General features: G+C 67.3%; 22 protein-coding genes and 2 tRNA genes. 14 read left to right on the forward strand and 10 right to left on the reverse strand.

Annotated elements, in window-relative coordinates; all coding sequences use genetic code 11:
- The first annotated feature begins 287 nt into the window (after nt 1–287).
- From ACN0TP_RS00005 to ACN0TP_RS00035, 7 genes are all read left to right on the forward strand, one after another.
- Nucleotides 288–548, forward strand: coding sequence for a helix-turn-helix domain-containing protein (locus tag ACN0TP_RS00005; RefSeq protein WP_417216467.1), 261 nt, complete (start codon nt 288–290; stop codon nt 546–548).
- Complete coding sequence (locus ACN0TP_RS00010) at nt 541–1,062, forward strand: ImmA/IrrE family metallo-endopeptidase (protein WP_417215182.1); 522 nt, start codon at nt 541–543, stop codon at nt 1,060–1,062. Before ACN0TP_RS00005 ends, ACN0TP_RS00010 begins: the two co-directional genes overlap by 8 nt.
- Complete coding sequence (locus ACN0TP_RS00015) at nt 1,059–1,325, forward strand: hypothetical protein (RefSeq protein WP_417215184.1); 267 nt, start codon at nt 1,059–1,061, stop codon at nt 1,323–1,325. Before ACN0TP_RS00010 ends, ACN0TP_RS00015 begins: the two co-directional genes overlap by 4 nt.
- A 126-nt stretch (nt 1,326–1,451) precedes the next feature.
- Nucleotides 1,452–1,694, forward strand: a complete 243-nt coding sequence (locus ACN0TP_RS00020; RefSeq protein ID WP_417215186.1) for a hypothetical protein — start codon at nt 1,452–1,454, stop codon at nt 1,692–1,694.
- Between the two features lie 150 nt (nt 1,695–1,844).
- Complete coding sequence (locus ACN0TP_RS00025; protein WP_417215188.1) at nt 1,845–2,024, forward strand: hypothetical protein; 180 nt, start codon at nt 1,845–1,847, stop codon at nt 2,022–2,024.
- A gap of 209 nt (nt 2,025–2,233) precedes the next feature.
- A tRNA-Met gene (locus ACN0TP_RS00030) sits at nt 2,234–2,307 on the forward strand.
- Between the two features lie 87 nt (nt 2,308–2,394).
- Nucleotides 2,395–2,979, forward strand: a complete 585-nt coding sequence (locus ACN0TP_RS00035; protein ID WP_417215190.1) for a hypothetical protein — start codon at nt 2,395–2,397, stop codon at nt 2,977–2,979.
- 634 nt (nt 2,980–3,613) lie between these two features.
- On the opposite strand, the gene ACN0TP_RS00040 is transcribed toward ACN0TP_RS00035, so the two are convergent.
- The 6 genes from ACN0TP_RS00040 to ACN0TP_RS00065 all read right to left on the reverse strand — a co-directional run bounded on the left by ACN0TP_RS00040 (nt 3,614) and on the right by ACN0TP_RS00065 (nt 9,200).
- The gene (locus ACN0TP_RS00040) at nt 3,614–4,258 is read right to left on the reverse strand and encodes a TMEM175 family protein (RefSeq protein ID WP_417215192.1); all 645 of its coding nucleotides are present in this window, start codon (nt 4,256–4,258) and stop codon (nt 3,614–3,616) included.
- A 94-nt stretch (nt 4,259–4,352) separates the two neighbouring features.
- A complete protein-coding gene (locus tag ACN0TP_RS00045) occupies nt 4,353–6,020 on the reverse strand; it encodes an FAD-dependent oxidoreductase (RefSeq protein ID WP_417215194.1) in 1,668 nt (555 codons plus the stop codon).
- Nucleotides 6,017–7,855 carry a PAS domain S-box protein gene (locus ACN0TP_RS00050; protein WP_417215196.1) on the reverse strand — a complete coding sequence of 613 codons (1,839 nt, stop codon included), beginning with the start codon at nt 7,853–7,855 and terminating at the stop codon, nt 6,017–6,019. The genes ACN0TP_RS00045 and ACN0TP_RS00050 overlap by 4 nt, the downstream gene beginning before the upstream one ends.
- Nucleotides 7,856–7,984: 129 nt before the next feature.
- Nucleotides 7,985–8,215, reverse strand: coding sequence for a hypothetical protein (locus ACN0TP_RS00055; protein ID WP_417215198.1), 231 nt, complete (start codon nt 8,213–8,215; stop codon nt 7,985–7,987).
- Nucleotides 8,216–8,247: 32 nt separating this feature from the next.
- Nucleotides 8,248–8,991 (reverse strand): MgtC/SapB family protein, encoded by a 744-nt coding sequence (locus ACN0TP_RS00060; RefSeq protein ID WP_417215200.1) that lies wholly within the window; start codon nt 8,989–8,991, stop codon nt 8,248–8,250.
- 8 nt (nt 8,992–8,999) lie between these two features.
- A complete protein-coding gene (locus ACN0TP_RS00065; protein WP_417215201.1) occupies nt 9,000–9,200 on the reverse strand; it encodes a helix-hairpin-helix domain-containing protein in 201 nt (66 codons plus the stop codon).
- A 235-nt stretch (nt 9,201–9,435) separates the two neighbouring features.
- Here ACN0TP_RS00065 and ACN0TP_RS00070 point away from each other — a divergent pair, with 235 nt between their 5' ends.
- From ACN0TP_RS00070 to ACN0TP_RS00080, 3 genes are all read left to right on the forward strand, one after another.
- Nucleotides 9,436–11,475 carry a SpoIID/LytB domain-containing protein gene (locus tag ACN0TP_RS00070; RefSeq protein ID WP_417215203.1) on the forward strand — a complete coding sequence of 680 codons (2,040 nt, stop codon included), beginning with the start codon at nt 9,436–9,438 and terminating at the stop codon, nt 11,473–11,475.
- Nucleotides 11,476–11,689: 214 nt separating this feature from the next.
- Entirely contained in the window at nt 11,690–13,756 is a 2,067-nt protein-coding gene (locus ACN0TP_RS00075) for an SH3 domain-containing protein (protein ID WP_417215205.1), read from the forward strand.
- 150 nt (nt 13,757–13,906) lie between these two features.
- Nucleotides 13,907–13,983 (forward strand) — tRNA-Val (locus ACN0TP_RS00080).
- A 50-nt stretch (nt 13,984–14,033) separates the two neighbouring features.
- Here the strand turns inward: ACN0TP_RS00080 and ACN0TP_RS00085 are convergent.
- The 3 genes from ACN0TP_RS00085 to ACN0TP_RS00095 form a co-directional block, all read right to left on the reverse strand.
- Nucleotides 14,034–14,978 carry a hypothetical protein gene (locus ACN0TP_RS00085; protein WP_417215207.1) on the reverse strand — a complete coding sequence of 315 codons (945 nt, stop codon included), beginning with the start codon at nt 14,976–14,978 and terminating at the stop codon, nt 14,034–14,036.
- Between the two features lie 152 nt (nt 14,979–15,130).
- On the reverse strand, nt 15,131–16,162 hold the full coding sequence (locus tag ACN0TP_RS00090; protein ID WP_417215209.1) for an LLM class flavin-dependent oxidoreductase: 1,032 nt from the start codon (nt 16,160–16,162) through the stop codon (nt 15,131–15,133).
- A 69-nt stretch (nt 16,163–16,231) separates the two neighbouring features.
- Nucleotides 16,232–18,430 (reverse strand): MMPL family transporter, encoded by a 2,199-nt coding sequence (locus ACN0TP_RS00095; RefSeq protein WP_417215211.1) that lies wholly within the window; start codon nt 18,428–18,430, stop codon nt 16,232–16,234.
- A gap of 200 nt (nt 18,431–18,630) precedes the next feature.
- Between ACN0TP_RS00095 and ACN0TP_RS00100 the strand changes: the two genes are divergently transcribed.
- Nucleotides 18,631–20,907 (forward strand): threonine/serine exporter family protein, encoded by a 2,277-nt coding sequence (locus ACN0TP_RS00100; protein ID WP_417215212.1) that lies wholly within the window; start codon nt 18,631–18,633, stop codon nt 20,905–20,907.
- Between the two features lie 14 nt (nt 20,908–20,921).
- Here ACN0TP_RS00100 and ACN0TP_RS00105 read toward each other — a convergent pair whose 3' ends face one another.
- Nucleotides 20,922–21,647 (reverse strand): uracil-DNA glycosylase, encoded by a 726-nt coding sequence (locus tag ACN0TP_RS00105; RefSeq protein WP_417215214.1) that lies wholly within the window; start codon nt 21,645–21,647, stop codon nt 20,922–20,924.
- A gap of 146 nt (nt 21,648–21,793) precedes the next feature.
- Here ACN0TP_RS00105 and ACN0TP_RS00110 point away from each other — a divergent pair, with 146 nt between their 5' ends.
- The 3 genes from ACN0TP_RS00110 (at nt 21,794) to groL (ending at nt 24,774) form a co-directional block, all read left to right on the forward strand.
- The gene (locus ACN0TP_RS00110) at nt 21,794–22,090 is read left to right on the forward strand and encodes a DUF3263 domain-containing protein (protein WP_417215215.1); all 297 of its coding nucleotides are present in this window, start codon (nt 21,794–21,796) and stop codon (nt 22,088–22,090) included.
- 56 nt (nt 22,091–22,146) lie between these two features.
- Nucleotides 22,147–22,848 carry a LytR C-terminal domain-containing protein gene (locus ACN0TP_RS00115; protein ID WP_417215217.1) on the forward strand — a complete coding sequence of 234 codons (702 nt, stop codon included), beginning with the start codon at nt 22,147–22,149 and terminating at the stop codon, nt 22,846–22,848.
- 297 nt (nt 22,849–23,145) lie between these two features.
- Nucleotides 23,146–24,774 (forward strand): chaperonin GroEL, encoded by a 1,629-nt coding sequence (groL, locus tag ACN0TP_RS00120; protein ID WP_417215219.1) that lies wholly within the window; start codon nt 23,146–23,148, stop codon nt 24,772–24,774.
- Nucleotides 24,775–24,838: the final 64 nt, after the last annotated feature.

The raw sequence follows: 24,838 nt of genomic DNA on the forward strand, positions 1-24,838 counted from the left end.
GCTTCCTCGCACCGCCGTTGGCATCCATCCGGTCATCGGCAACGGGTTCGACGCGCTCAACGAGGGACTCGTCGAACAAACCATCCGGGCCGGGAGAACTGGTATCCATACCCCAATTCTCCCAGCCGCACCCTATGGACCCTTGCTATTGCGTCGGCGTTTTAAAGTTCGGGCTCAGCATTATTGACCCACGCACCTAGTGCAACTCGTCGCAGAGCTCAGGGAACGGGGGTATTGCTTTCCGGTCCCTGGAAGAAGGCATCGACACCGGGAACATCAATGGGCAACTGGTGTTCAACATCTTTGCCAACCTCACCGAATTCGAGCGCGAACTCATCCGCGAACGAACAAGCAGAGGCCGCGAAAAGGCACGCGAACGCGGCAAGGTCGGAGGAAGGCCCCGCAAGTACGACGCCAAGACGGTGGCCCTCGTGAAGAAACTCCACGCAGGCGGGGGCATGAGCCCCCAGGCGATAGCCGACGCCGCCCAGGTGAGCGTATCTAGCATGTACCGGCTGCTAAAGATGGAAGCCGCGGACAATGCGTAGCCCCGGCGTCACCGCGGCACTCGCAGAGAAGGCCGCCGAGATAGCACGGTTGCGCGTCAAAGTGCACACCCTGCCCCTCGACGAACTCCGCGCCGAGTGGTGGGGAGGTTACGACGGGAGAACGCACACTATACATCTGGCCGAATCCCTCGGCCCGCTACAGGCCCGATCCACCCTCGCCCACGAACTCTCACACGCCGAGCACCGGCACCAAGGCAGCAGCACTGACGAGAACAACGGGCAGGAAGCCCGCCACACGGCAGCGCAGTGGCTCTTCGGCCCCTGCGGACCTTGCCGCAGCCGTCGCCGGCCTGAACATCGGAGGGGCTCTCGCAATCGGCTTAGGCGCCCTCCACGGGACATACACGCATTCATCGAAGCACGGCTCGAGGCCGCCGCCCAGGCGATCATGGGCACCCTTGCCACCCACGCAGGAAACCTGACCATCCCACGCCCCAGCGAATACCGCAGAAGCAGAGCACAGGGCATCGAAACATTGGAGACAACTCCATGAGCGCCAACCACCCGAACCCGCACCAGCCATGGTGCGACCTGAACCTGTACGAAGCCGAAACAGTCGGCGCAACCTGGCGCTTGTCCGAGAACACCGAGCACACCACGGGCACGCGCACCAACACCACCACCCTGCAGCGCACCAACGACGGCACCGGCACCAGCGCATTCATCCCCGTGCTCCACGACGACCCATGGACACTGGACGACTTCGAAGCCCTTGCCTCGTACCTCACCGACCTTGCCGGACAGATCCGCGAATAGGCTCCAGCAACGCCACCGCGGCCCCGTCACCCATCACCGGGGGCGGGGCCGCTTGCTGTGCCACTGCGAAGGCCGGCGGCGCGATCTAAGGTGTTGTTTATCTGAAACCAATAACGAGGGGGAATCATGGCCGAACCGAAAGCCACGCTGGATGACATCTACCGCCAGAACGAAAGCATCATCGGGTTACTGGAACGCTTGAATGAGAATCTGCACCACATCCGGGAAGCAACCTACGGGCAGACTGTGGAAGAATCGGGCAAGCGTTTCGACCAGCCCAAGCACGGGGTATTCGGAGCCATTGCGGAGAGTAAGACCGAGACGGAATCCATCCTGAGCGAAATTCGGGATGCCCTGAGCAAGAAGTAGGGCAAACAGAGCGGTCCCGCGTCTCGTGATGACGTGGGAAGCGGGGCCTTCCCCATGCCCGCGCCGCCCTAGAAGGAGCGCACAGCAGTCCGGAGGGGGAACGATGGACCGAGAGCTGCAGGAAGCAGCCAGCTCCAAGGAGCAAGCGCCGTGACCAGACAATCAAAGATCAAGCTCAACAGGAACCTGACGATGCAGGTCAAGAAGGCATCCGCCCGAGGCCTGAACCACGCGGCCGAACATGTCCTAGGCGTGGCCGTGGAGAACGCGCCATCGGAAAAGGCATCCTCCGCCGGTCCGGCTTCACCGCACTCGACGAGGGCAACATGAAAGCCTCCATCGCATTCGATACGCCCTACGCCGTCCCGGTCCACGGGGACATGACCGCCTGCCATCCCGTGGGCGGCACCAAGTACCTAGAGAATGCCGTGAAGAGTGAGCGGAAAGCCGTCCTCGACATCGTCGCCCAGGAGCTCAAGAAAGAGTCCAAGACGAAAATCTGTGGTACATTTCACGCGATGCATCCCTTCGGGGACCATACGGGTGTAGCTCAGCTGGATAGAGCAGTTGCTTCATACGCTTCAGGTCACGGGTTCAACTCCCGTCACTCGCTTCCGAAAGGCCCGGCGCGGCGAAAGCCCCGGGCCTTTCGACGTAAGTACGTATTTCCAGACATATTGCTCCCCCATAGGATCGAGTGATGGATGCAAATACGGTGACGGCTATTGCAACCCTCAGTGTCTCCGTCGCAGCACTATCGGTTTCACTTGCCGTATTCCTCATCGAGCGCGTCAGACGACAGGCAACACCCAGTTGGCAACCAAAGCGCACTCGCGTCCAAGGGGCAGGCGAGGACAACGCGGCATTCGAAAACATTAGGGATCTCGGAACGATCTATCCCGTTGGTGAAGGCGTTATGGAGGGTGCGTTCTTCGATGTCCGCCACGCGGTATTGCGGGAGGGATCGTTTCCTCGGAGCTTCTCATTTCGCGATGGGAAGGTCGATTACTCGATCCTTCCTCTAAGGTCCGATGTCCAAGCTGGTCGTGAACCAGTCGTCGCGATGTACTGGTGGGGTCCAGGACTGTTCAGCAGAAAGTTCTACGGCATGCGCCTGCACACGAGATCCCTGAGGTACGAGCGCTATGGCCGCAGCGGATGGCGTCCCTGGAAGCGAATTTGGAAACCGGCAGGCATCCCACAGCTCGAGCCAGCGCCAATAACGGCAGCCCCAGCTGCCAGTGATAAGGCCTGGAAGCGTTATCAGCGCAAGTTCAAGGCGTAGCGACTGGCCCGTATGACCGGCAGGAAATGGTCAACGTGCTCAGTGCTGAGGGCATGAGTCGCCCGGCTATTGCCGCCGTGACGGGAGCGAACGAGCGAACGATGCAGCGGGACTTCAAAGACATTCGGCAGGTGGAGACAGATGTCTCCCCCCCTTGTGGTTCGAGGTAGGTGTGTGGCCCGGGCTGGCGTGTCCCGGGCCACACCCGTTTCCAGAATTGGTCGCCCAACCGCCTAATGTGCACCGATGTGTGAACAAGCTGCGGGTCACGGGCCGGACCCATGGGACCTGGTGGGTCTGAAGACGGCAGAATCCGAACGGGTGGAGACGCCAAGAACGCTCAAGCCTCCGGGGCACGTTCCTTGTAAACAGGGGGTCGCCGGTTCGAATCCGGCAGGGGGCTCCACGAATTCAGGCGCTGAACAGATAAAACGCCCAATCCCAGGCATTCCTCGGATGTTGTTCTCCACGCAGGGGCACCACAAAGCCCACATACAAGCCGGTGGATCGTCGCGCGAGGAAATGCGGTATGAGAATCAGACAGCTCGCGCCTCTCTTCGCCGGGGTCCTCCTGACCGTCGTCGTTGGTCAGCTGGGTCGACGAGGCAGCACGCCGCGGCCATGATAGCCCGGGTCAGCTTCCGGCGTCGTCGTCCTGTGCCGTGGTGTCCTGCCGACCGGGGCGGGACAACCGCAAGGGGACGAAGTAGAAGAGGCCCAGCACGATGCAGACGGCCAGCGTCAGGTAGGGAGTCACCAGCCCCAGCAGTGCTGCGACGAGATAGGTGGGGCCGGCAATGGCACCGCGCATCAGCAACGTTCGCTGCTGGCTGCGGGTCAGGGGCTCGCGCAGCAGGTGCGGTCTGTGCCGAAGGATGAGCACCTGCAACCCGAGGAAGACCAGCGAGGTCACCAGGAAGGAGCCGGCGTAGACGACGGCAGCCAGGTGGCCGCCGGAAGCTGCGTCGAGGTAGGTGGCAAAAAGCGAGGTGCTGAAGGGCAGGGCCACGATGCACATCAGCAGCAACAGGTTGACCACCAGCACCGCATGGTCCACCGCCTTCAGCCGGCGCAGGGCCGCATGGTGGTTGATCCACATGATGCCGATGGCCAGGAACGAGATGCCATACGCCAGGTAGTTGGGCCACAAGTCGAGCAGCCGCGCCCCGAGGCTTCCGTCGCCGAGGGGCTCCGGCACCCGCAGATCCAACACGAGCAGCGTGATGGCAACCGCGATGACGCCGTCGGAAAAGGCCTCGACCCGGCCGATTCCGTACATTTCCCCCGCGGGACTGCCGGAAGGATGCTCGCTTGTCATACGTCATTAAGGCACGGCCGCAGCGGCGCCACAAGGGAACCACCGGCCGTACGCCTCAGCTGCGCAGCACCTGGTGCACGAACTGGACGGCGACCGACCCCTCGCCGACCGCCGAGGCGACCCGCTTGACGGAACTGGCGCGCACGTCGCCGACGGCGAACACCCCCGGGGCGCTGGTCTCGTAGAGGAACGGGTCGCGCTCGCCGTCGGCCGTCGCATGGCGTTGATCCCCGAGGGCCGGCCCGGTGAGGATGAACCCCCGGGCATCGCGGGTGACCTGCGGGGGCAGCCAGTCTGTGCGGGGGGAGGCCCCGATGAAGACGAACAACGCCGTTGCTGCGAGTTCCTCCGTGGCTCCGGTGCCGGCATCCAGGACGGTGACCGTTTTGAGCCGGTCGCCTCCCTCGAGCGTGCTGACCGTCGCCCCACAGCGCACCGTGATGTTGGGGCGTGCCTCGATCTGGTCCACGAGATACGTCGACATCTTGGCTCCGAGTTCGGCCGCCCGGCACAGGATCGTCACGGACCGTGCATAGTCGGAGAAGAAGACGGCAGCCTGGCCGGCGGAGTTCGCTCCACCGACGACGACGATGTCCTCTCCCCGCACCGAGTCGCGCTCGCTCAGGGTGGCTCCATAGAACACGCCGCGGCCCTCCAACTCGGCGCAGCCGGGCACGTCGAGGCCGTGATAGGCCACCCCGCAGGCGAGAATGATGGCACCGCAGCTGATCGCCGACCCGTCTTCCTGCTCCAGGCGCGGATAGGGGCCGGTGAGGTCCAGGCCCACGGTCGCGGTGGGAGCCAGCACGTCGACGTGGAAGCGCTTCGCCTGGGTCACCGCCCGCCTGGCCAGGTCGGTCCCCGAGATGCCGTTGGGGAAGCCCAGGTAGTTTTCGATGCGTGACGACTGTCCGGCCTGGCCGCCGGGAACGAGCTGTTCGATGCAGATCGTGCGCAGACCCTCGCTGGCCCCGTAGACGGCGGCCGCGAGCCCTGCAGGTCCGGCGCCGACGATCGCCAGGTCGAAGGATTCGGCGTCGGCATGGGTCTTGTGGCCCAACGCCTCGGCCAGTTCGGCGAGCCCGGGGGAGTGCAGGGCCGACCCGTTGGGGGTGATGACCAGCGGGAGGCCGTCGGTTCCGGCGGATTCGGAGAGGAGCCGGCCCTCCTGGCTGACATCGACGTCGAACCATTTCATGGGGATCTGGTTGCGCTGCAGGTAATCGCGGATCTCGTGGGTTCGCGCCGACCAGCGGCTGCCGACGACCCGGGTCACCGTGTAGGTGGGCTGGTGTTGGGCATGCCAGTCCCCGAGCAGATCGTCGATGACGGGGAACAGCCGTTCTTCGGGCGGGTCCCACGGTTTGAGGATGTAGTAGTCCAGGTGCAGGTCGTTGATGGCACCGATGGCGACGTCGGTGTCGGCGTACGCGGTGAGCAGGACCGTGCGGACATCGGGGAACAGTTCCAGGGAGGCGGTGAGCACCTCGGACCCGGTGACATCTGGCATGCGCTGGTCGGAGACGACGACGGCGACGGGATCGCCGCGCAGCTTCAACTGGTGGAGTGTATCGATGGCCTCCTGGCCACCGGATGCGGTCAACACCCGGTTGTGGCGCCCGTACCTACCGCGCAGGTCGCCGCGCACGGCGGCGAGGACCGCGGGGTCGTCGTCGGCCACCAAGATGACCGGTCGCTGCGCTGCGGGCACGGTGTCGGTCATGGTTGGCTCCCGGGTGGTGGGTCATCGGGCGGCTGCTCGGTGGCCGGTCGCCGGGGCGGCAGCCAGATGCGGAACACGGTTCGTCCGGGGACGGACTGCACGTCGATGGTGCCGCCGGTTCCGCGGATCATGTTGAACACGATGTTCAGTCCCAGCCCCGTCCCGTGCCCGGGGGCCTTCGTGGTGAAGAAGGGGTCGAACACCTGGCCGATCGCCTCCGGGGCGATCCCGGGACCGTCGTCCTCGATCTCGACGGCAACGCCCCCGTCGGCGGCCCGCGTGCGGATTATCAGGTGTCCGGATCCGTCCAACGCATCGGCGGCGTTGTCGATGAGGTTGGTCCACACCTGGTTCAGTTCGCTGCCCAGGGTCTCGATCCGCGGAACGTCCGGGCCGTAGTCCCGGTGCACCTCGATGCCGCGCTTGAGCTTGGCCTGGAGCATGACCAGAGTGCCATCCAGCCCCTCATGGATGTCGACGTCCTGCACTGCAGCGCGGTCCATGTAGCTGTAGTCCTTCAACGCGCCGACGATCTGCGAGATCCGCGCCGACCCATGCCCGATCTGGGCGATGAGCCCGTAGGCGGTCCGTGCCTCCGCCAAGGCAGTGAGTGCGCTGCCCAGATGGGCCGGATCGAAGGTCTTCGACAACGTGTCCAGGTCACCGGTGTCCAGCCCCAGGTCGACCAACGGTCCCGCAGCGTCCCAGGAGTCGGCGAGCCCATGATCGTCCAGCCAGGCCTCGACCTCCTCCTCGCGGTCGCCACGGGCCAGCGGGTCGAGCTGCTCGAGTTCCGTTGACTGCAGCGCGGCACGTTCGATGAGTTGAACCAGTTGGCCGGCTTCGACGGGTCCCTGGGCGGTACGGACCAGGGCGAGCAGTGCGGCACAGGTCTTGGAGAACGCGTCTTCGAGCAGTGCCGCACCGCGCTTCGCTGCGGCGGCTGGATTGTTGAGTTCGTGGGCCAGGCCGGCACTGAGGCGGCCCAACGTTGCCAGTTTCTCGCTCTGGATGAGGGCCGCTGACCGTTCGGCCACCTCCTGCTCCAGTTCCCGTTGGTAGGAGGCCTGCAGGGCCTCGGCTTGTTTGCGGTCGCTGACGTCGCGGAAGAAGGTGTGGGTCGCGACGAAGACCCCGTCACGGAACCTTCCTGTCGCATTGCCCTCGACGGGGAAGGTGCGCCCGTCCTTGGTGACGAAGCTGACCTCGACATGGTCGAAGGACTTTCCGCTCATGATCTGGCCGATGAGCAGCGTGCAGTGGTCGTGGTCCACCTCGGCGACGATGTCGAACAGGGTCAACCCGGGAAGGTCCTCGGGGGTGTAACCGAGCAGGTCGTGCCACGCACGGTTGACGAAACCGAAGTGCCCATCCGGCAGGATGCTTTGCACGATGTCGTGCGCGGATTCGATGAGGTCCTGGTAGCGGCGCTCGCTTTCGCGCATCTGCGCCTCGGCATGGTGCGTCGGGCTCAGATCGCGGACGACGGCGCGGAAGGATTCGGTTCCGGGCACCCCCACGACGGTCCACAACAACCACCGGGTGGATCCGTCGGCCGCCAGGAAGCGGTTCTGGAAGCGGGAGACCGTGGTGCCGTCCCGGGTGGCATCGAACTGTTCGGCGGTCGCTGCGGCATCGTCCGCGTGGACGAATCCTGCCAGTGGCCGTTGCAGTAGTTGATCGCGGTTCCAGCCGAGCAATGTGGACCAGTCGCCGGTGGCCTCCTGGATGAGGCCGTCGAAGCCGACGGCGCAGGCCAGGTCGGCGCTGCGGTCCAATAGGCGTGCCGTGACGTCGTGTGGCCACGCATCACTACCGAGCCCATCGAGCACCATGGGTCGCTCCTTCGCGGAACCCCCGTCCGGCAGTCTCCGGGCGGTCCTAGGAACATTACACCCGTTTGACAGCAAAAACAGGGGGCACCATGCGCCTCGTTGATCGGCCAGCTGCCCGCTGACTTGCGGCTAACGCGTGGTGGCGACCAGGAAGTCCAGGGCGCGGCAGGCCCGCCACCCGGTCCACAACGCGAAGAGGCCCGAACCGATCGCGGCAGCCCCGGCCAGGGCCGTGGGGAGCGACAGCCCGACGGCCGCCGGGTCGAAGGTGGTGGCCGCGACGGCCGCGCATCCGAGGGATACGAGCCACAAGACGATCGTGACGACGTAGAGTCCAGAGACCGGATGCGGACGTTTCATGGATTCCCCCTGGGTGGCGCTGGCGGATTGGTCTATTCGGACTGGTCCTCGACGGTGACGCCGGTGACGTTGTCCAGTTCGGAGAGGTGGTGGACCAGCACGTTCAGGTCACCGGAACCTTCGATCTCCAGTTCCACACCGACCTCGTTGGTGCGCAGTTGACGGGTGGGTCCCTGCAGGAGCCGCGACATGGTTCCGCCGCTGCCGGCATCGCGCTGGGTGGTGAATCCCTGGATCTGGAAGCCCTGTCTGGTGCACGTCTGCAGGATGGAACGCAGGGCACCGGTCCCATCGATGTAGGTGGCCTGCAGGGCATGCTCGGTGCGGTTTCCGAGCGAGGTCCGCCGGACGATCCACGGGTAGGCGTAGGCCACCAGGTAGTGGGCCAGGACCACGAACACCGCGGGGATGACCAGCCCGGCACCCGCGGCGGTGCCCACCGCGGCGGTCAGCCAGATCGATGCCGCCGTCGTCAGCCCGCGCACCCGGTTGCGTCGCACGAACACCAGTCCCGCTCCGATGAAGCCGATGCCGGAGACGATCTGTGCTGCCACGCGGGAGGGGTCGAGGTTGATGTGGTCCTGCACGTCGGCGGCGATGACATCGGCGAAGCCGTATTTGCTCACGATCGTGAACAGGGCGGCACCCAAACCGACCAGGGTATGGGTGCGCATGCCGGCGGATTTGGCCTTGAGCTGGCGTTCGAAGCCGATGGCAGTGGACAGCACCAGGGCGACGCCGAGGCAGATCAGCATCTGCCACCAGGTGGTTCCCACGGACAGGATCATGGCTGCGCCCCGAGACCGTGCTCGTCCAGTGCGGCCTGCCAGATCCGCAGGGCACGGGGGCCGACCCCGTGGAGTGCGGCGATCTCGTCCCAGGGGCGTTCGGCTAGCTCCGCCAGTGAGGTGATTCCCGCGTTGGCCAGTGCGCGCGCGGCGGGAGCGCTCGTCCGCGGCAGGTCGCTCTCGGGTGTGGCGTCCATGAGCCGGACTCTACAGCATGCCCCGAGGGTGGGAAGCGGCGAACCGGGGGCCACCGGAAGCCCCTCGGATCGGATCGCCGTGACGGCTAACCAAAGCCCGACGCCGGCCGACAGTAGCAGCCGGACGCTCGTGTCGCCCGGAATAATACCCGAGCGAGTCCACGGTGCCGCGGAGACACGCCGCATGCACTTCGCCCGCCGCCTTCCCGGCGGCGGACCCCGATTGGAGACACCGTTGAAGAAATTCGACCACCCGGTGCGGAGCCTGTTGGCCGCCGTCGTTGTGGCAGTGGCCCTCGTGGCGGGTTCGTTGGGGGCACCCGCCGTCGACGTGGCCGTTGCCGCCACCGCCAAGCAGACCTCCGCCAACCTGAACCTGCGGACCTCGGCGTCCACCTCATCGCGCATCGTGACCACGTTGAAGAAGGGGACCCGCGTCAGCGTCTCCTCCACGCGGGGCAGCTGGTCCAAGGTGGCGGCCGGGAAGAAGTCCGGGTGGGTGGCCTCGCGGTACCTGGTCAAGCCGGCGGTTGCGAAGAAGAAGGCAGCACCAAAGAAGAAGGCTGCTGCCAAGGCACCCGTCAAGAAGGCCGTTGCCAAGAAACCTGTTTCCAAGATCACGACGGCGAATCTGAACCTGCGCAGCGGTGCCGCGTCGAAGTACAGGGTTGTGAAGGTCCTCAAGAAGGGCACCAAGGTCTCCGTCACCTCGACGAAGGGGACCTGGTCCAAGGGGACGGCCAGCGGCAAGACCGGGTGGATGTCCTCCAAGTACCTGAAGAACGCCCCGAAGCCCGCGGCGAAGAAGCCGGTCGTGAAGCCCAAGCCCAAGCCGGTCGTGAAACCGAAGCCCAAGCCGAAACCGAAACCCACTCCGGTCGTCAAGCCCAAGCCGGCGGCACCGGTGAACTTCGCCACCACGGTGAACCTTAACCTGCGCAAGACGGCGCCGTCGGGTGCAGTCCTGGCCACCATCCCTGCCGGTGACACCGTCACGAAGACCGGCTCGACGGCCCTGCAGGGCAGCTGGGCCCAGGTGAAGTACGGGACGACGACGGGATGGGTGTCCACGTCCTACCTCAAGAAGGCAGCCAAGCCGTCGACCACCAGGGTCCCTGCCAGCTTCGCCGTCTCCGGGGCCGGCTGGGGGCACGGCGTGGGCATGAGCCAGTATGGCGCGCAGGGCCAGGCCAAGGCCGGGCGCAGTGCGGCGGCCATCCTGAACCACTACTACGCCCCGGCGACCATGTCCTACACGAGCTCCCGGGCGGCAGCTGACATCCGCGTGCAGATCCTGGCGGCATCGACGTCGTCCATCACCCCCGCGAATGGTTCGCTGCGGCTGATGGACGGTTCGAAGGTCCTGGCCACGACGACCGGCAAGGTCACCCTGTCCACCAAGTCAGGCAAGGTGGTCGCCAAGATCGGCTCCAAGACCTACCAGCCGGCCGGAAAACTGGCAGTGGTGTGGCAGAACACCAGGTTCTGGCGTTCGGGCTCGAAGGCCACGACAGTCTCCGTCCCGAAGGCCAATGACGGTTCGGGCACCGTGAACTACCGCCACGGCAAGATCGAAGTCGGGGTCCTCTCGGGACGGCTGAACCTGGTGAACATCGTGCGCCTGAACGATGAATACCTGTACGGGCTGGCCGAGATGCCCTCGTCCTGGCAGCCGGCCGCCCTGCAGGCCCAGGCCGTGGCCGGCCGGACCTACGCGATGCGCAACATGTCATCGCTGAAGAAGAACTGCGATTGCAACGTCTACGACGAGGTCGCCTCCCAGAAGTTCACCGCCTGGAACAAGGAGAACGAGGGCTCCGGAGCCTACTACGGCAAACGCTGGAAGGCTGCTGTCGATGCGACCAACCGGCGCAATGCGTCCGGGACTCCGACGTCGGGGGCCGTGTTGCTCTACTCGGGGTCGCTGATCGACGCCGTCTACTCCTCCTCCACCGGCGGCCGGACCCGCAGCTCGGCCACCGTGTGGGGCAGCAACCACGCGTACCTGCAATCGCGTGATGACCACTGGTCGCTGCTGGCTTCCAGCGGGAACCCGAACCGGTCCTGGACCAACACGGCGTCCCAGGCACAGCTGGCCAGGGCCTTCGGCACCAGTGCAGTGACGACTGTAAGGGTGGCCAAGAACAGCGACCTGACGATCAAAGAAGCCACCGCCACCACGGCGACCGGCGTGGTGCGCACCATCACCGGATCGAAATTCCGTTCCGGCATCGCGACCAAGAGTGCGTGGGTCACCGGCGTGGCCGGGCGGTAGCGGCCCGGTCCGGGGCTGGCCGTCCCGGACCGTTGACAAGGAATCGGCCACCACAAACCTGACCTATGATCTAAGTGCGCTGGAACCGGGTGGTCCGGCGCCGCTTGCGGCACGCAGCCGGCAAGCAGGGGGGAAGCGGTGTCACCGCTGCCCGTTTCATCCACACCAAAGGGCAGTACACCGTTATCCCGACCTGTGAATGTAGAGCGCCAAAATGAACAAGACGAAAAAGCTGCTGTGGTCCACCCTGTCCGCGGCCGCCCTCATTGCCGGCACCATCGGGGCCGGCCCCGTGTATGCGGCACCGGCGAAGGACACCGTGGTGTCCCCGCTGAAACCCAATACCTACCGGTACTCCTCCACCCAGGGGCCGCGGTGCATCCCGGTGCGCAACGGCACCACGATGCACCTGGGCCAGGACCTCGCGGCCTCCAACGGCAGCCCCATCTATGCCGTCGCAGATGGCGTCGTGACCGCCACCCACAACGGCGTCTACCAGGGCACCGCCGGCTACATCGTCGTCCGCCACGTGCTCGGCGGCCAGACGTACTACACCGCCTACATCCACATGTACAACGCGGGGAAGTACGTCAGGGTCGGACAAAAGGTCAAGGCGGGTCAGCGCATCGCCGACGTCGGCAGTTCCGGTGCCTCCACCGCCCCGCACCTGCACTTCGAGGTGTGGGGATCCGCGGGGTGGATGAAGGGCCCGACCATCGAGCCGATGGCCTGGCTCAAGCGCTATGGCGTCGACATGAAGCGCCACGCAACCTTGGTCTACAACTTCACGCTCCCCAAGAGCTGCAACTACTGGGCGGCGAGCGATTTGAACCTGCGCTCCTCCGCCTCGACCGCGTCCAAGCTGGTCAAGGTGGTGCGCAAGGGCACCCCCATGACGTCCGTGCCGGGAGCGTACGCCAATGGCTACGTGAAGGTGAACGCAGCCGGCGTCAACGGCTGGGCCGTGCACGGGGCCGTTTCCCCGACGCGCGTGGCAGCCGATCCGGCAAAGATTGAGGTCACCCCCGTCGCGGCAAACCTCTACTACTACGCCACCGCCAACGTGAACCTGCGCCAGGGGCCCAGCACCGCGTACAACACCCTCGGCACCGTCCCGTCGGGGACGCGGGTGAAGGTCACCGGCACGTCCGGCCGTTGGCTGCGGTTGGTCTACGGGACCAAGACCGGTTTCGCCTCCGCTGACTATTTCACCCGGACCGCACCGGCACCGGTGAAGGCGCCGGCCAAGACGCCGGTGAAGACACCTGCCAAGCCCGCACCGAAGCCGACGACGCCCGCGAAGAAGACCACCCTTCAGGTGAAGTCCAACGTGAACCTCCGCAAGGGTGCCAGCACCAAGGACGCGGTGATCATGGTCCTGCCGAAGGCGGCCAAGGTCGTCCAGACCTCCGCATCGGGTGGCTGGTCCAAGGTCACCTACCAGGGCAAGACCGGCTACGTGGCCTCGTCCTACCTGGTCACCCCGCCCAAGGCGCCCGCCAAGCCGGCGCCGAAGCCCGTCGTCAAGGCACCAGCGAAGGCCCCCGCGAAGAAGACCACCAAGCAGACCACGGCGAACCTGAGCCTGCGGGCCGGTGCCTCGACGTCCAAGAAGCGCGTGCTGGTGATCCCCAAGAACGCCAGGGTCACCGTCACCTCGACATCCAAGGGCTGGTCGAAGGTCACCTATAAGGGCAAGACCGGATACGTGTCCGCGTCCTACCTGAAGAACGTCGCGGCCGCCAAGCCGGCGGCGAAGAAGCCGGTGGTGAAGAAGGCAGCGGCGAAGACGCCCGCCAAGAAGGCGCCGGCGAAGAAGGCCGTCAAGAAGGCAGTCAAGAAGACCACGAAGCAGACGACGGCGAACCTGAGCCTGCGGGCCGGTGCCTCGACGTCCAAGAAGCGCGTGCTGGTGATCCCCAAGAGTGCCAAGGTCACCGTCACCTCGACGTCCAAGGGATGGTCGAAGGTCACCTACAAGGGCAAGACCGGCTACGTCTCGGCGTCGTACCTGAAGAACGTGGCAGCCGCCAAGCCTGCGACGAAGAAGCCGGTGGTGAAGAAGGCCGCGGCGAAGGCGCCCGCGAAGAAGGCGGTCAAGAAGACCACCCGGAAGGCGACGGCGAACCTGAGTTTGCGGGCCGGTGCTTCGACGTCCAAGAAGCGGCTGGCGGTCATCCCCAAGAACGCCAAGGTCACCGTCACCTCGACGTCCAAGGGATGGTCGAAGGTCACCTACAAGGGCAAGACCGGCTACGCCTCGGCCAGGTACCTGAAGTAGGCCATCCCGCGCACTGGGCAGGGCACGACGGCGGTGGAGGCACCGCCGTCGTGCCTTGCCTGGGTGCCAGTGACGGGGTGCCGGATGAATTTGGCCCCGGGCGGGGCCTCCGGTACCCTTTCTAGGTACGCCTTCGCGGCGCACGACCTTGGATCTTTAGCTCAGTTGGTTAGAGCGTTCGCCTCACACGCGAAAGGTCGCTGGTTCGAGTCCAGTAAGATCCACCACCTGAAAGGCCCCCGGCAACTGCCGGGGGCCTTTCGCATGAACGCACGGGTCAGTCGTGGAACCACTTATCGGTTCGGGTGACCGTTTTCGTGTGGGCCGAACCTGCCAGCTTGACGGTGACGCGTTCCAGCTCCGGTGCATCGAAGTAGATGTTGTCCAGGATCGTGACGGCGGTCCCTTCCAGTTCCTGGTTTATCGACCAATACGGCGTGTGTGCCACCTCGGACTGCGGCAACGAGGCATCCATGGTGACCACGAGTTCGCCGCGCTGCGGGGATGACCACGCATCGATCAGCCGGAACCCGAGGGCGAGGTCCGCTACGCTGTCGGCGCGGATCTTGGTGAGCCACTGGTCCATCTTCTCGTCGGCCCAGTCCTGGCCGGTCGCCGTCGACGCGTGGCGGTGCTGTGTCGCGGCGTTTTCGGCCCGCTCGTCCCAGGGCAGGCCGATGTCCCACTGCCCCCGCGTGTAGGACCCGGTGGCCTGGTGCCCGCTGATTTTCGCGGTGACCTGCTGCAGGTCGGCGTTCGTGGGGGCCGTGTGGTCCATGACGTCCCGGGCGAGTTCGGACAGCGCAGCGACGGCTCCCGGCGCGTCCTCGACGATGACCACGAGCTCGCCCGTGGCTCCCCGCTGGAACGATTCCGCGAAATAGCCGGGAAGGGTGATCTGGTCCGGGCAGTCGGCGTGGTCTGCTGCCAACCAGTCGGAGCCGATCGCCTGGGCCCACTTCTCTGCCGGTGTCTGCGGTGCCGGTTGCTCCCAGACCTGGCACTGGATGTCGAAGGCCGCCGCCGGCCGACCCGCGGCGACCGCGCTGGCCTTGACCGCCTCGGCGTCCACGCCCGGGCCCGGATTAGCTGCCGCGGCAGCCGACTGCGGGGCCACAACGGGTGTCTGCGGGGTTGATGCGGTCGCCTGGGCGGAGGCGCTGCAGCCAGCCAGCGCCAGTGCGCAGAGCAAGAATGGAGCCGCGACGATGCTGCCCTTCATGGGGTCCCTTTCATTGGTGGTCTCCAGTGAGCCTAGGGGCCGCTGCGCCGGTCGGACGCCGGTCGGCCCGTCGCAGCGGTAATCGTTACGGATTGGAGATGGCGAAAGGCCCGCGGCAACTGCCGGGGGCCCTTCGCCTCTGCTGCGCCGGATCAGCCCTCGAGCATGTCCAGCACCATGGGCTTGACCTTCTCGCCGAGCAGCTCGATGCTGTGCTGCATGGGGCCGTGCGGGAGCGTGCCGGCGCTGTACTTGATGTCGACCCGCGACAGGCCGAGCGTGCCGGCGATCCTGGCCATCTTGCGCGCCACCGTCTCAGGGGATCCCAGCAGCAGGTTGCCGTCCTCCCCGGCGGAGGCGTTGAAGCGGATCCGGCTGGCCGGCGGCCACCCGCGTTCGGAACCGAGCCGGTCCATGGTGCGCTTGTAGTGCGGCCAAAGGATCTCGGCCGCCTCCTCGTCGGTATCGGCGACCAGGCCATGCAGGTGGGCGCCGATCCGCTGTGGCTGCTGGCCGAACTCCTCCAGCGAGCGGTGGTACAGCCGGGTCAGCGGCTCGAACGCCAGCGGGTTCCCGCCGATGATGGCCAGGAACAGCGGCAGGCCGTGCCGGGCGGCGCGGACCACCGATTCGGGGCTGCCGCCCACGCCGACCCAGGCGGTGAGGCCGTTGGCCGTGGGTGGGTAGACGCGCGCCCCGCTCAGTGGAGCACGGGTGCGTCCGCTCCACGTCACGGGTTCCTCCTTGAGCAGCTTGGCGAACAGGGCGAGCTTCTCCTCGAACAGCACCTCGTAGTCGGCCAGGTCGAACCCGAAGAGCGGGAACGATTCCACGAACGAGCCGCGTCCCAGGATGGTCTCGGCGCGTCCGTTGGACAGTGCGTCCACGGTGGCGAAGCGTTCGAACACGCGGATGGGGTCATCGGAGCTGAGGACCGTGACGGCCGATCCGAGGCGGATTCTCCCGGTCCGTGCGGCGATCGCCGCCAGCACCACCTCGGGGGCGGTGACGGCGTAGTCGTCGCGGTGGTGCTCGCCGACGCCGAAGAAGTCCAGCCCGGCCTGTTCGGCGGATATCGCCTGCTCGACGACGTTGCGGATGACCTGGGCGTGGGGGAGCAGGGTGCCGTCCTCGTCCTCGGTGACGTCGCCGAACGTCTCGACGCCGATCTCAAGCTGTGTCATGGATCCTCCAAAAGTGGTTTATATGCATTCGCATACAACAACCCGTGGGTGCCGCCGGGTATTCCCGGTTCAACTCCGGCGGGGATGCCGCGGCCACCACAACTTGTCGCCGAGGTCGTAGGCCAGGGCGGGAACCAGCAGCGAACGGACCACGATGGTGTCCAGCAGCACCCCGAAGGCCACGATGAAGCCCAGCTGCGCCAGGAACAACACCGGCAGCACGCCCAGTGCCGCGAACGTCGCGGCCAGTACCAGACCGGCGGAGGTGATCACCCCGCCGGTGGCCCGCAGCCCGCGCAGGATCCCGATCCGGGTGCCATGCAGGGCCGTCTCCTCGCGGACGCGGGTCATCAGGAAGATGTTGTAGTCCACCCCCAGCGCCACCAGGAACACGAACCCATAGAGCGGAACCGAGGCATCAGCGCCGGGGAAGTCGAACACCCCGTTGAACACCAGGGCCGAAACGCCCAGCGCCGTCCCGAAGGAGAGCACCGTGCTGGCCACCAGCACCAGCGGGGCCACGATCGAGCGCAGCAGCACCACCAGGATCAGCGCGATCACCCCGAGCACCACGGGGATGATCAGGTTGCGGTCGTGCACGGAGGCGTCGCGGGTATCGAGGGCGACTGCGGTGTTCCCACCCACCAGCACCTGGCCGCCAAACGCCGGGGCATCGAATTCCGTGCGCAGCCGCTGGACCGTCTGCTCCGCGGCGGCCGACTCCGGGGCGTCCTTCAGGGTCGCCGAGAGCATGACCTTCCCGTCGTGTTCGGTCGGCCGGCCCACCGAGTCCACTCCCGGGTCCTTCGAGAGTGCGTCGGTGACCTTGCCGATCTGTCCCGCGGGGGCGATCACCACGGTGGGTGCCCCGGAGCCGGCGGCGAAATGCTCGGCGAGGACCGCCTGGCCGGACTTCGAATCGGTCTGGCCGATGACGAAGTCCGTCTGGGAGATGCCCTCGGCCTTCAGCTGCCCCACGCCCAGGCAGCCGATGACCAGCAGCAGGGCCGTGGCGATCCACACGGTGCGCGGACGCGAGGAGACCAGCCGGGTCACGGCCGGCCAGAGTCCCCGCCCGGTGGCGGCGTAGGCGCGGGCGCCGTCCCGGTCGCCGGCCCCGGAGGCCGCCGGCCGGCCCTCCGCCGCATCGACGGCGCGGGGTTTTCGCGGCCAGTAGGCTGCCTTTCCGGCCCACATCAGCAACGCGGGCAGCAGGGTCAGGGCGGCGAGCATCGCGAACACGATGCCCAGCGCAGCCACGGGCCCCAGTGCCCGGTGGGAGTTCATCTGGCTCAGCAGCAGGCACAGCAGGCCGGCGATCACGGTTCCACCGGAGGCGGCAATCGGCCCGATCGAGGCCCGCCAGGCCACCCGGGTGGCCTCCCAACCGCGCCCGAACCGCGCCAGCTCGGCCTGGAACCGGGAAACGTAGAGCAGCGAATAATCCGTCGCCGCCCCGACGACCAGGATCATCAGGATCCCCTCCGTCTGCCCCGACAAGGTCACCACACCCGCCTTCGCCAACGCGACGACGGTGGCCATCGCAGCTGTCAACGCGGCCATCGCCGTGCCCAGCACGATGATCGGCAGCAACGGCGAGCAGTAGACGATGACCAGGATCAGCAGCACCACGGCCAGCGCCACGAGCAGCAGCAGCCCGTCCAGGCCGGCGAACGCGCCGCCGATGTCGGCACTCATCCCGGCAGGTCCCGCCACGTACACATCCACCCCGGGGACCGGGTGCCCGGCCAGGAACGAACGCAGCTCCTCCACCGAGACCCGGGTCTTGACCGTGCCGCCGTCGGCGGCATGGGTCTGCAGCGGCACGAAGCTGACGGCTGCCAGCCCGTCCCCGCTCGGCCGGGCTGGGGACACGGAGGCCGGAACCACGGTGTCCAGGGCCTGGACCTTCTCCAGCACCGTGTTGATGCCCTTGAGTTGCCCGGCGTCCAAGGGGGTGTCGGCGACGAAGACCAGGGTGGCGGGCAAGGCGTCGGAGTCACGGAAGGCGGGCTGCAGGTCGTTCACCACCGTCGCCTCGGCGCTCGCCGGCAGGTGCTCGGCGGGATCGTTGACCGAGACGCCGTTGACCTCGGAGAAGGCCCGCCCGCCCATCGAGAAGGCCACGAACCAGATGATGATCAGCACGGCCGGCAGCGTGATGCGCAGCCAGCGCCGCGGTCCGGGCCGCGGGGATCCGGTGGTGGTGTCGCCGGAGGGCGGGGGAGGGGTCTTCGGCGTCGGGGTGCGGGTGCCAACGGAGCTCATGGTGGTGCCTTCCTGCGGGGTGTCCAAGGGGCGTTATTCCCGACGCTAAGGAGCCCCCGGGCGCCGCGGATCAACCATTCGGTTGATCCCGTTTCCGGGGCGTGTTTGACGTTGGACACACCTGCCCGCGAGGCCCTCTCACGGAGGGGGAAGCGGTTGTAGAGTTGGCTGCGGAACACCGCGTCAGAACAGGAGACTTCGTGCCCGACCGCGAGACGCCGGAGCCCTCCGAGACCACTGGGCAGCCGGAAGACCCGAACCCGCCCGCCGGCTCGATGCCGCGGGTCACGACGTCCGAGATCAAGCAGCCCGTCGGACTGCTCGGACGCCTGGGCCTGGGTCCGCGTGCCACGGAGGACGACGCCGGTGCCACGGCTGACGCGGAGGCAGCCCCGGGCTTCCATGAGGACTGGGTCAAGACCGAGCCCACCGGCGCCCTCGCCTACATTCCCGAACCGGCCGAGGCCGACGAGCAGGCGCGCCCGCGCACCGACCACGTGCTGCCCAGCGGCAGCGTGGACCTGCCCGGCTCACCCGATGACCGCTCCAAGTCCAAGCTCGACTGGGACGGGGTCACCCCGCGGACCGCCGAGGTCCCCGTCGTCGCGCCAGCGGCCCGGGCGGCCCAGTCCCACGCCCCGCACGCCAGCGCGCCCGCAGCCGACGCCCCACCGGCAGATGCCCCGCCAACAGACGCCCCGCCGGCCACGGCCCCCACCCCCGGGGCGCAGCCGACCGGAACGGGCCGCAAGACCCGTCCGGGATGGCCCGGCCGACCCGGCAAGACCCCGAACCGCTCCGCAGCACCCGGCGCGGCGACGCCTCCGGAAGCCGGGGGATCCCGGCGGCCCAACGCCTGGAAGATCCCGGCGACCCGCCGGCCCAAGCCCGCTGCCTCCGTGCCCGTGCCCACCACCACCGTCCCCATCGACCCCGCAGTCGCCCGCGTCGGGAACGTGGTGCCACCGGAGGCCCGCACCGGACCGCAGGCCGCAGCGCAGGCCGCAGCGCAGCCGGCGCCCCCCACGACGCGCCCGAAACCGCTGCCGACCGTGGCCCGGGCCGCCAGCAAGGCCAACCCGGCGGCCCGGCGCATGTTCTCCAAGATCATGCACACGGAGTCCCCACCCACGCAGGCGTTCTCCATCGTGGACCGGTTGGTGGGCAGCCCGTATGCCAACCCCACCATCCAGCAGGCACCCGAATTCGATGCCAACGCCCGCCAGATCCTGGAGTTCGCCCTGGACCTGGCCGAGGCCATGTTCCGGTTCGGTGCCGGTGCCCTGCAGGCGGAGACGAGCGTCATCGCGGTGACCGCATCGCTGGGCCTGCGCAACGTCGACGTGGAGATCACCAACCAGTCGATCCACCTCAACCATGCGCCGAAGGGCCAGAACCCTGTCGCCCTGCTGCGTGTGGTGCGCTCCTGGACGGGGAACTACCGCGGGCTGGCCAACCTCCACCGCCTCGTCTCAGACATCGTCGCCGGCGAGGCCACCCGGACCCAGGCGGCCGACCGGCTGCACGAGATCCTGCGCCAGCCCAAGCCGTTCCCGCGCTGGATGGCCACCGCGGGAGGCGGCGGATTCACCGCTGCCTTCGTGCTCTTCATCGGCGGCAGCTGGCTCGGGGCCCTGCTGGGTTTCGTCTCCTTCTGCCTGATCACCCAGATCATGGACACCGTCGGTCGGTGGCGGGTTCCCGAGTTCTTCACCATCGGCCTCGGCTCCGCGGTGACGACGGCGATCGCGATGCTCTTGTGGGCGGTCGATGCGCCGATCTCCCCGGCGGTGGTCGTGGCCGGTGGGATCATGCTGCTGTTGCCCTCCTCCCGGTTCGTCTCGGCGGTGCAGGATGCGATCAACGGCTTCCCGGTCACCGCAGCGGGGCGCTTCTTCTCCTCGATGTTGATCTACGGGGCGATCATCGCCGGCATCACCGCCGCCCTGGTCTCCGGAGCCATGATGGGCATGAAGCGCCTGGACGTGGCCAACGTGGCCCAGATCGACTACCCCAAGCCCTTGCTGGTCTTCCTGGTGTTCGTCGCCGTTGCCTGCGTGGGCGTGTTCGAACAGACAGCCCACTCGCTGGTGATCCCGACGGCTGCGGTGGCCATGACCGGTTACCTGGCGTACCTGCTGGCCGAACAGCTCGGGGTGGGGGAGCGGCTGACCCCCGCCGTCGCCGCCGTCGTGGTCGGTGGCCTCGGCCGCTGGGTCGCCCTGCGGATGGGCGCGCCCCAGCTCGTGGTCGCCGTTCCCGCGGTGACCTTCCTGCTCCCCGGTCTGATGATCTTCCGGGCGATGTACGGCATCACAATCGACTCCGGTGACATGTCGGTGGGCCTGATCCAGATGTTCAACGCCTTCACCATCATCCTGGCCATCGCCGGCGGCGTCGTGCTCGGCGATACCGTGGCCCGGCCCTTCACCAAGGGCTGGAACACCCACGAACGCCGGCGCATCCGCCGGCGCTGACGGCCCGGCCTGCGCTACAGACCGGGCAGCGTCTGCGGTGCATCGGCGACGGGGGCGGCGGGAAGCCGCCAGTCGACCGGTTCGCCACCCTGCTCCACGAGCAGCTCGTTCGCCCGGGTGAACGGGCGCGAGCCGAAGAAGCCGCGCCGCGCCGATAGCGGGGAGGGGTGCGCACTGGTGATCACCGGCGTCGTGCCCAGCAGGGGTTCGAAGCGCTGGGCGTGGCGGCCCCACAGGATCGAGACCAGCGGTGTGCCGCGTGCGGCCAGCGCCTCCACTGCCGCCGTGGTGACCTCCTGCCAGCCCAGTTTCTGGTGTGAGCCCGTCTGGCCGGCGGCCACCGTCAGGATGGGGTTGAGCAGCAGCACGCCCTGCTCGGCCCAGGCGGTCAGGTCCCCGGTGGCGGGCATCGGGTGCCCGGTGTCGGCGACGTACTCGTCGAAGATGTTGGCGAGGCTGCGCGGCAGCGGACGCACGGCGGCATCCACGGCGAACGCCAGCCCGATCGAGTGCCCCGGCGTCGGGTAGGGGTCCTGGCCCAGGATGAGGACCTTGACCTCGGACATCGGCCGGTGGAACGCCCTCAACACATGCTCCGGGGCGGGCAGGACCAGTTCGCCGGCATCACGCCGCCGCACCAGCTCGGCCTCGATGGCCTGCAGGCGCGGCGCCACCGGTTCCAAGGCGCGTGCCCAGTCGGGGGCCAGGGGCCAGGGCGGGCGCCGCTCGTCGTTGTCCATGCGCCCATTCTGCCCGCCGGGGCGCGCGCCGCACCAAATGACACCGATGTGATTCGCCCCTATCATGGAGGGTGGGGAAGTACCCGCGCCCGGCCTGGTGCCCGGCGGCGGGACGCAGCGACAGAGACGGCTCAAGGAGGCACACCATGGCAGTTCAGGCCGGCGAGCTGGAGTTCGACGTCGACGAGACCAGTGCCCTGGGCGAACGCGACCAACGGATCCTGGCCCTGGAACGCCAATGGTGGAAGTACGCCGGCGCCAAGGAACAGGCCATCCGCGACCTCTTCGACCTCTCCGCGGCAAACTACTACCAATTGCTCAATGCGCTGATCGACACGGACGCCGCATTGGCCCATGACCCGATGCTGGTCAAAAGATTGCGTAGACTTCGATCGACGAGGCACCGTGCACGCAGCGCCCGCCGTCTGGCAGGCGACGCGTAGGCCGGAGAAGGCCCCGCCACCACCTGCCGGATGCACCAAAGGAACCAAGGACTGCGATGACGAAGTACCCGAACGACGAGTTCGACAGGGTCCCGGAATTCACCAACCGCAAGGGTGTCCACCGCCAGGCCATCACCGGGACGGCAGTGCGCCGCTCACCGCTGGGCTGGATCGTCGGCTTCGGGATCCTGGCCCTGGTGGTCGGGCTCTTCAGCTTTTTCGTCCTGCCGCAGCTGACCGGCAATCCGGTGGCCACCACCGCCGAGGCGTCCTCCAGCGCCCCCGCCGCACCGTCGGCGTCCGCCACCGACGACGCCGGGGCCTCCTCGACGGACGCCGCCTCCAACGCCGCCTCGGAGGAACCCGGTGCCTCCGAGTCCGCTGCCGCGGCATCGTCGAAGGCCGCCGCTGAATCCGCAGCCAAGGCGTCCAAGGCTGCAGCCTCCTCCAGCGAGGCTGCCGCATCGTCCAGCGCTGCGGCCAGCGAACCGGATCTCTCGGCCAAGGTCGGCGTCTACAACGGCTCGCGCCGTTCGGGGCTGGCCGCCGCGGGCAAGAGCACGCTGAGCGGTGCCGGGTTCACCAACGTCTCGGCAGCGAACTGGACCAAGAAGGTCAACACCTCGATCGTCTACTACGCCTCCGACGCCGACAAGGCCACCGCGCAGAAGGCGGCCAGCGCCCTGGGCATCAACGCGATGTACCAGACCACGCAGATCCCCGGGAAGATCGCCGTCGTCCTCGGTTCCGACTTCTAGCAACCGCCCCGCCCTGCCCGTGGTGTCCGCAATCAGCGGAAATCACGGTCCAGGGCGGGGTGTTTTCATGAAATCCACCCCCACGGCTTGCACTCTCGGGTGGGGAGTGCCAATAATTGACTTAGCACTCGGGTGTGGGGACTGCTAAGTCGCCCACCACGCCGGGTGAACCCCGGATCAGTTGCAGCGAGGGTGTGGGTACGGCGTTCAGACAACGCGGGACCCCGCCCGTCCGTCGCGGGCGTTTCAGCTGGTTCATGAACTCGCATGACTGTCCCGAAAGGACCACTAGCCACCATGGCCAAGATGATTGCATTTGACGAGGAAGCACGCCGCGGCCTCGAGCGGGGTCTGAACACCCTGGCCGACGCCGTCAAGGTGACCCTCGGCCCGCGCGGGCGCAACGTTGTCCTCGAGAAGAAGTGGGGCGCCCCCACCATCACGAACGACGGCGTCTCCATCGCCAAGGAAATCGAGCTGGACGACCCGTACGAGAAGATCGGCGCCGAGCTGGTCAAGGAGGTCGCCAAGAAGACCGACGACATCGCGGGCGACGGCACCACCACCGCCACCGTGCTGGCCCAGGCCCTGGTCAAGGAAGGCCTGCGCAACGTTGCAGCCGGCGCCGACCCGCTGTCGCTCAAGCGCGGCATCGAGAAGGCCGTCGAGGCCGTGACCTCCGAGCTCTTCGGCTCCGCAGTGGAGATCGAGACCAAGGAGCAGATCGCCGCCACCGCGTCGATCTCCGCCGGCGACACCCAGATCGGCGAGCTCATCGCCGAGGCCCTGGACAAGGTCGGCAAGGAAGGCGTCATCACTGTCGAGGAGTCCAACACCTTCGGGCTGGACCTCGAGCTGACCGAGGGCATGCGCTTCGACAAGGGCTACCTCTCCGCGTACTTCGTCTCCGACGCCGAGCGCCAGGAAACGGTACTCGAGGATCCCTACATCCTGATCGTCAACTCGAAGATCTCCTCCGTCAAGGACATGGTCGCCATCCTCGAGAAGGTCATGCAGTCCGGCAAGCCGCTGCTGATCATCGCCGAGGACATCGAGGGCGAGGCCCTGGCCACCCTGGTCGTCAACAAGCTCAAGGGCACCTTCAAGTCCGTCGCGGTCAAGGCACCGGGCTTCGGTGACCGCCGCAAGGCCATGCTGGCCGACATCGCCATCCTCACCGGTGGCCAGGTCATCTCCGAGGAGGTCGGCCTCTCGCTGGAGACCGCCACCCTGGACCAGCTGGGCCAGGCCCGCAAGGTCGTCGTCACCAAGGACGAGACCACCATCGTCGAGGGTGCAGGCGACGCCGAGGAGATCTCCGGCCGCGTCAACCAGATCCGCGCCGAGATCGAGAACTCCGATTCGGACTACGACCGCGAGAAGCTGCAGGAACGCCTGGCCAAGCTGGCCGGCGGCGTGGCAGTCATCAAGGCCGGTGCAGCCACCGAGGTCGAGCTCAAGGAGCGCAAGCACCGCATCGAAGACGCCGTGCGCAACGCCAAGGCAGCAGTGGAAGAGGGCATCGTCGCCGGCGGCGGCGTGGCCCTGATCCAGGCCGGCGAAAAGGCCTTCGCGAAGCTGGCCCTGGAGGGCGACGAGTCCACCGGCGCCAACATCGTCAAGGTCGCCATCGAGGCACCGCTGAAGCAGATCGCCTTCAACGCCGGCCAGGAGCCGGGCGTCGTCGCCGACAAGGTGAAGGGCCTGCCCTCGGGCCACGGCTTCAACGCCGCCACCGGCGTCTACGAGGACCTGCTCAAGGCCGGCGTGAACGACCCGGTGAAGGTCACCCGCTCTGCTCTGCAGAACGCGGCGTCCATCGCGGGCCTGTTCCTCACCACCGAGGCCGTTGTCGCCGACAAGCCGGAAAAGGCCGCTCCGGCCATGCCCGGTGGCGACGACATGGGCGGCATGGGCGGCTTCTAGCCACCCGGGCTTCCCAGCCTTCATCAGCACGACGCCGGCGCGGTCACCTCATGGAGGTGGCCGC

Source organism: Arthrobacter sp., assembly GCF_048266065.1.
Classification (GTDB): Bacteria; Actinomycetota; Actinomycetes; order Actinomycetales; family Micrococcaceae; genus Arthrobacter_H.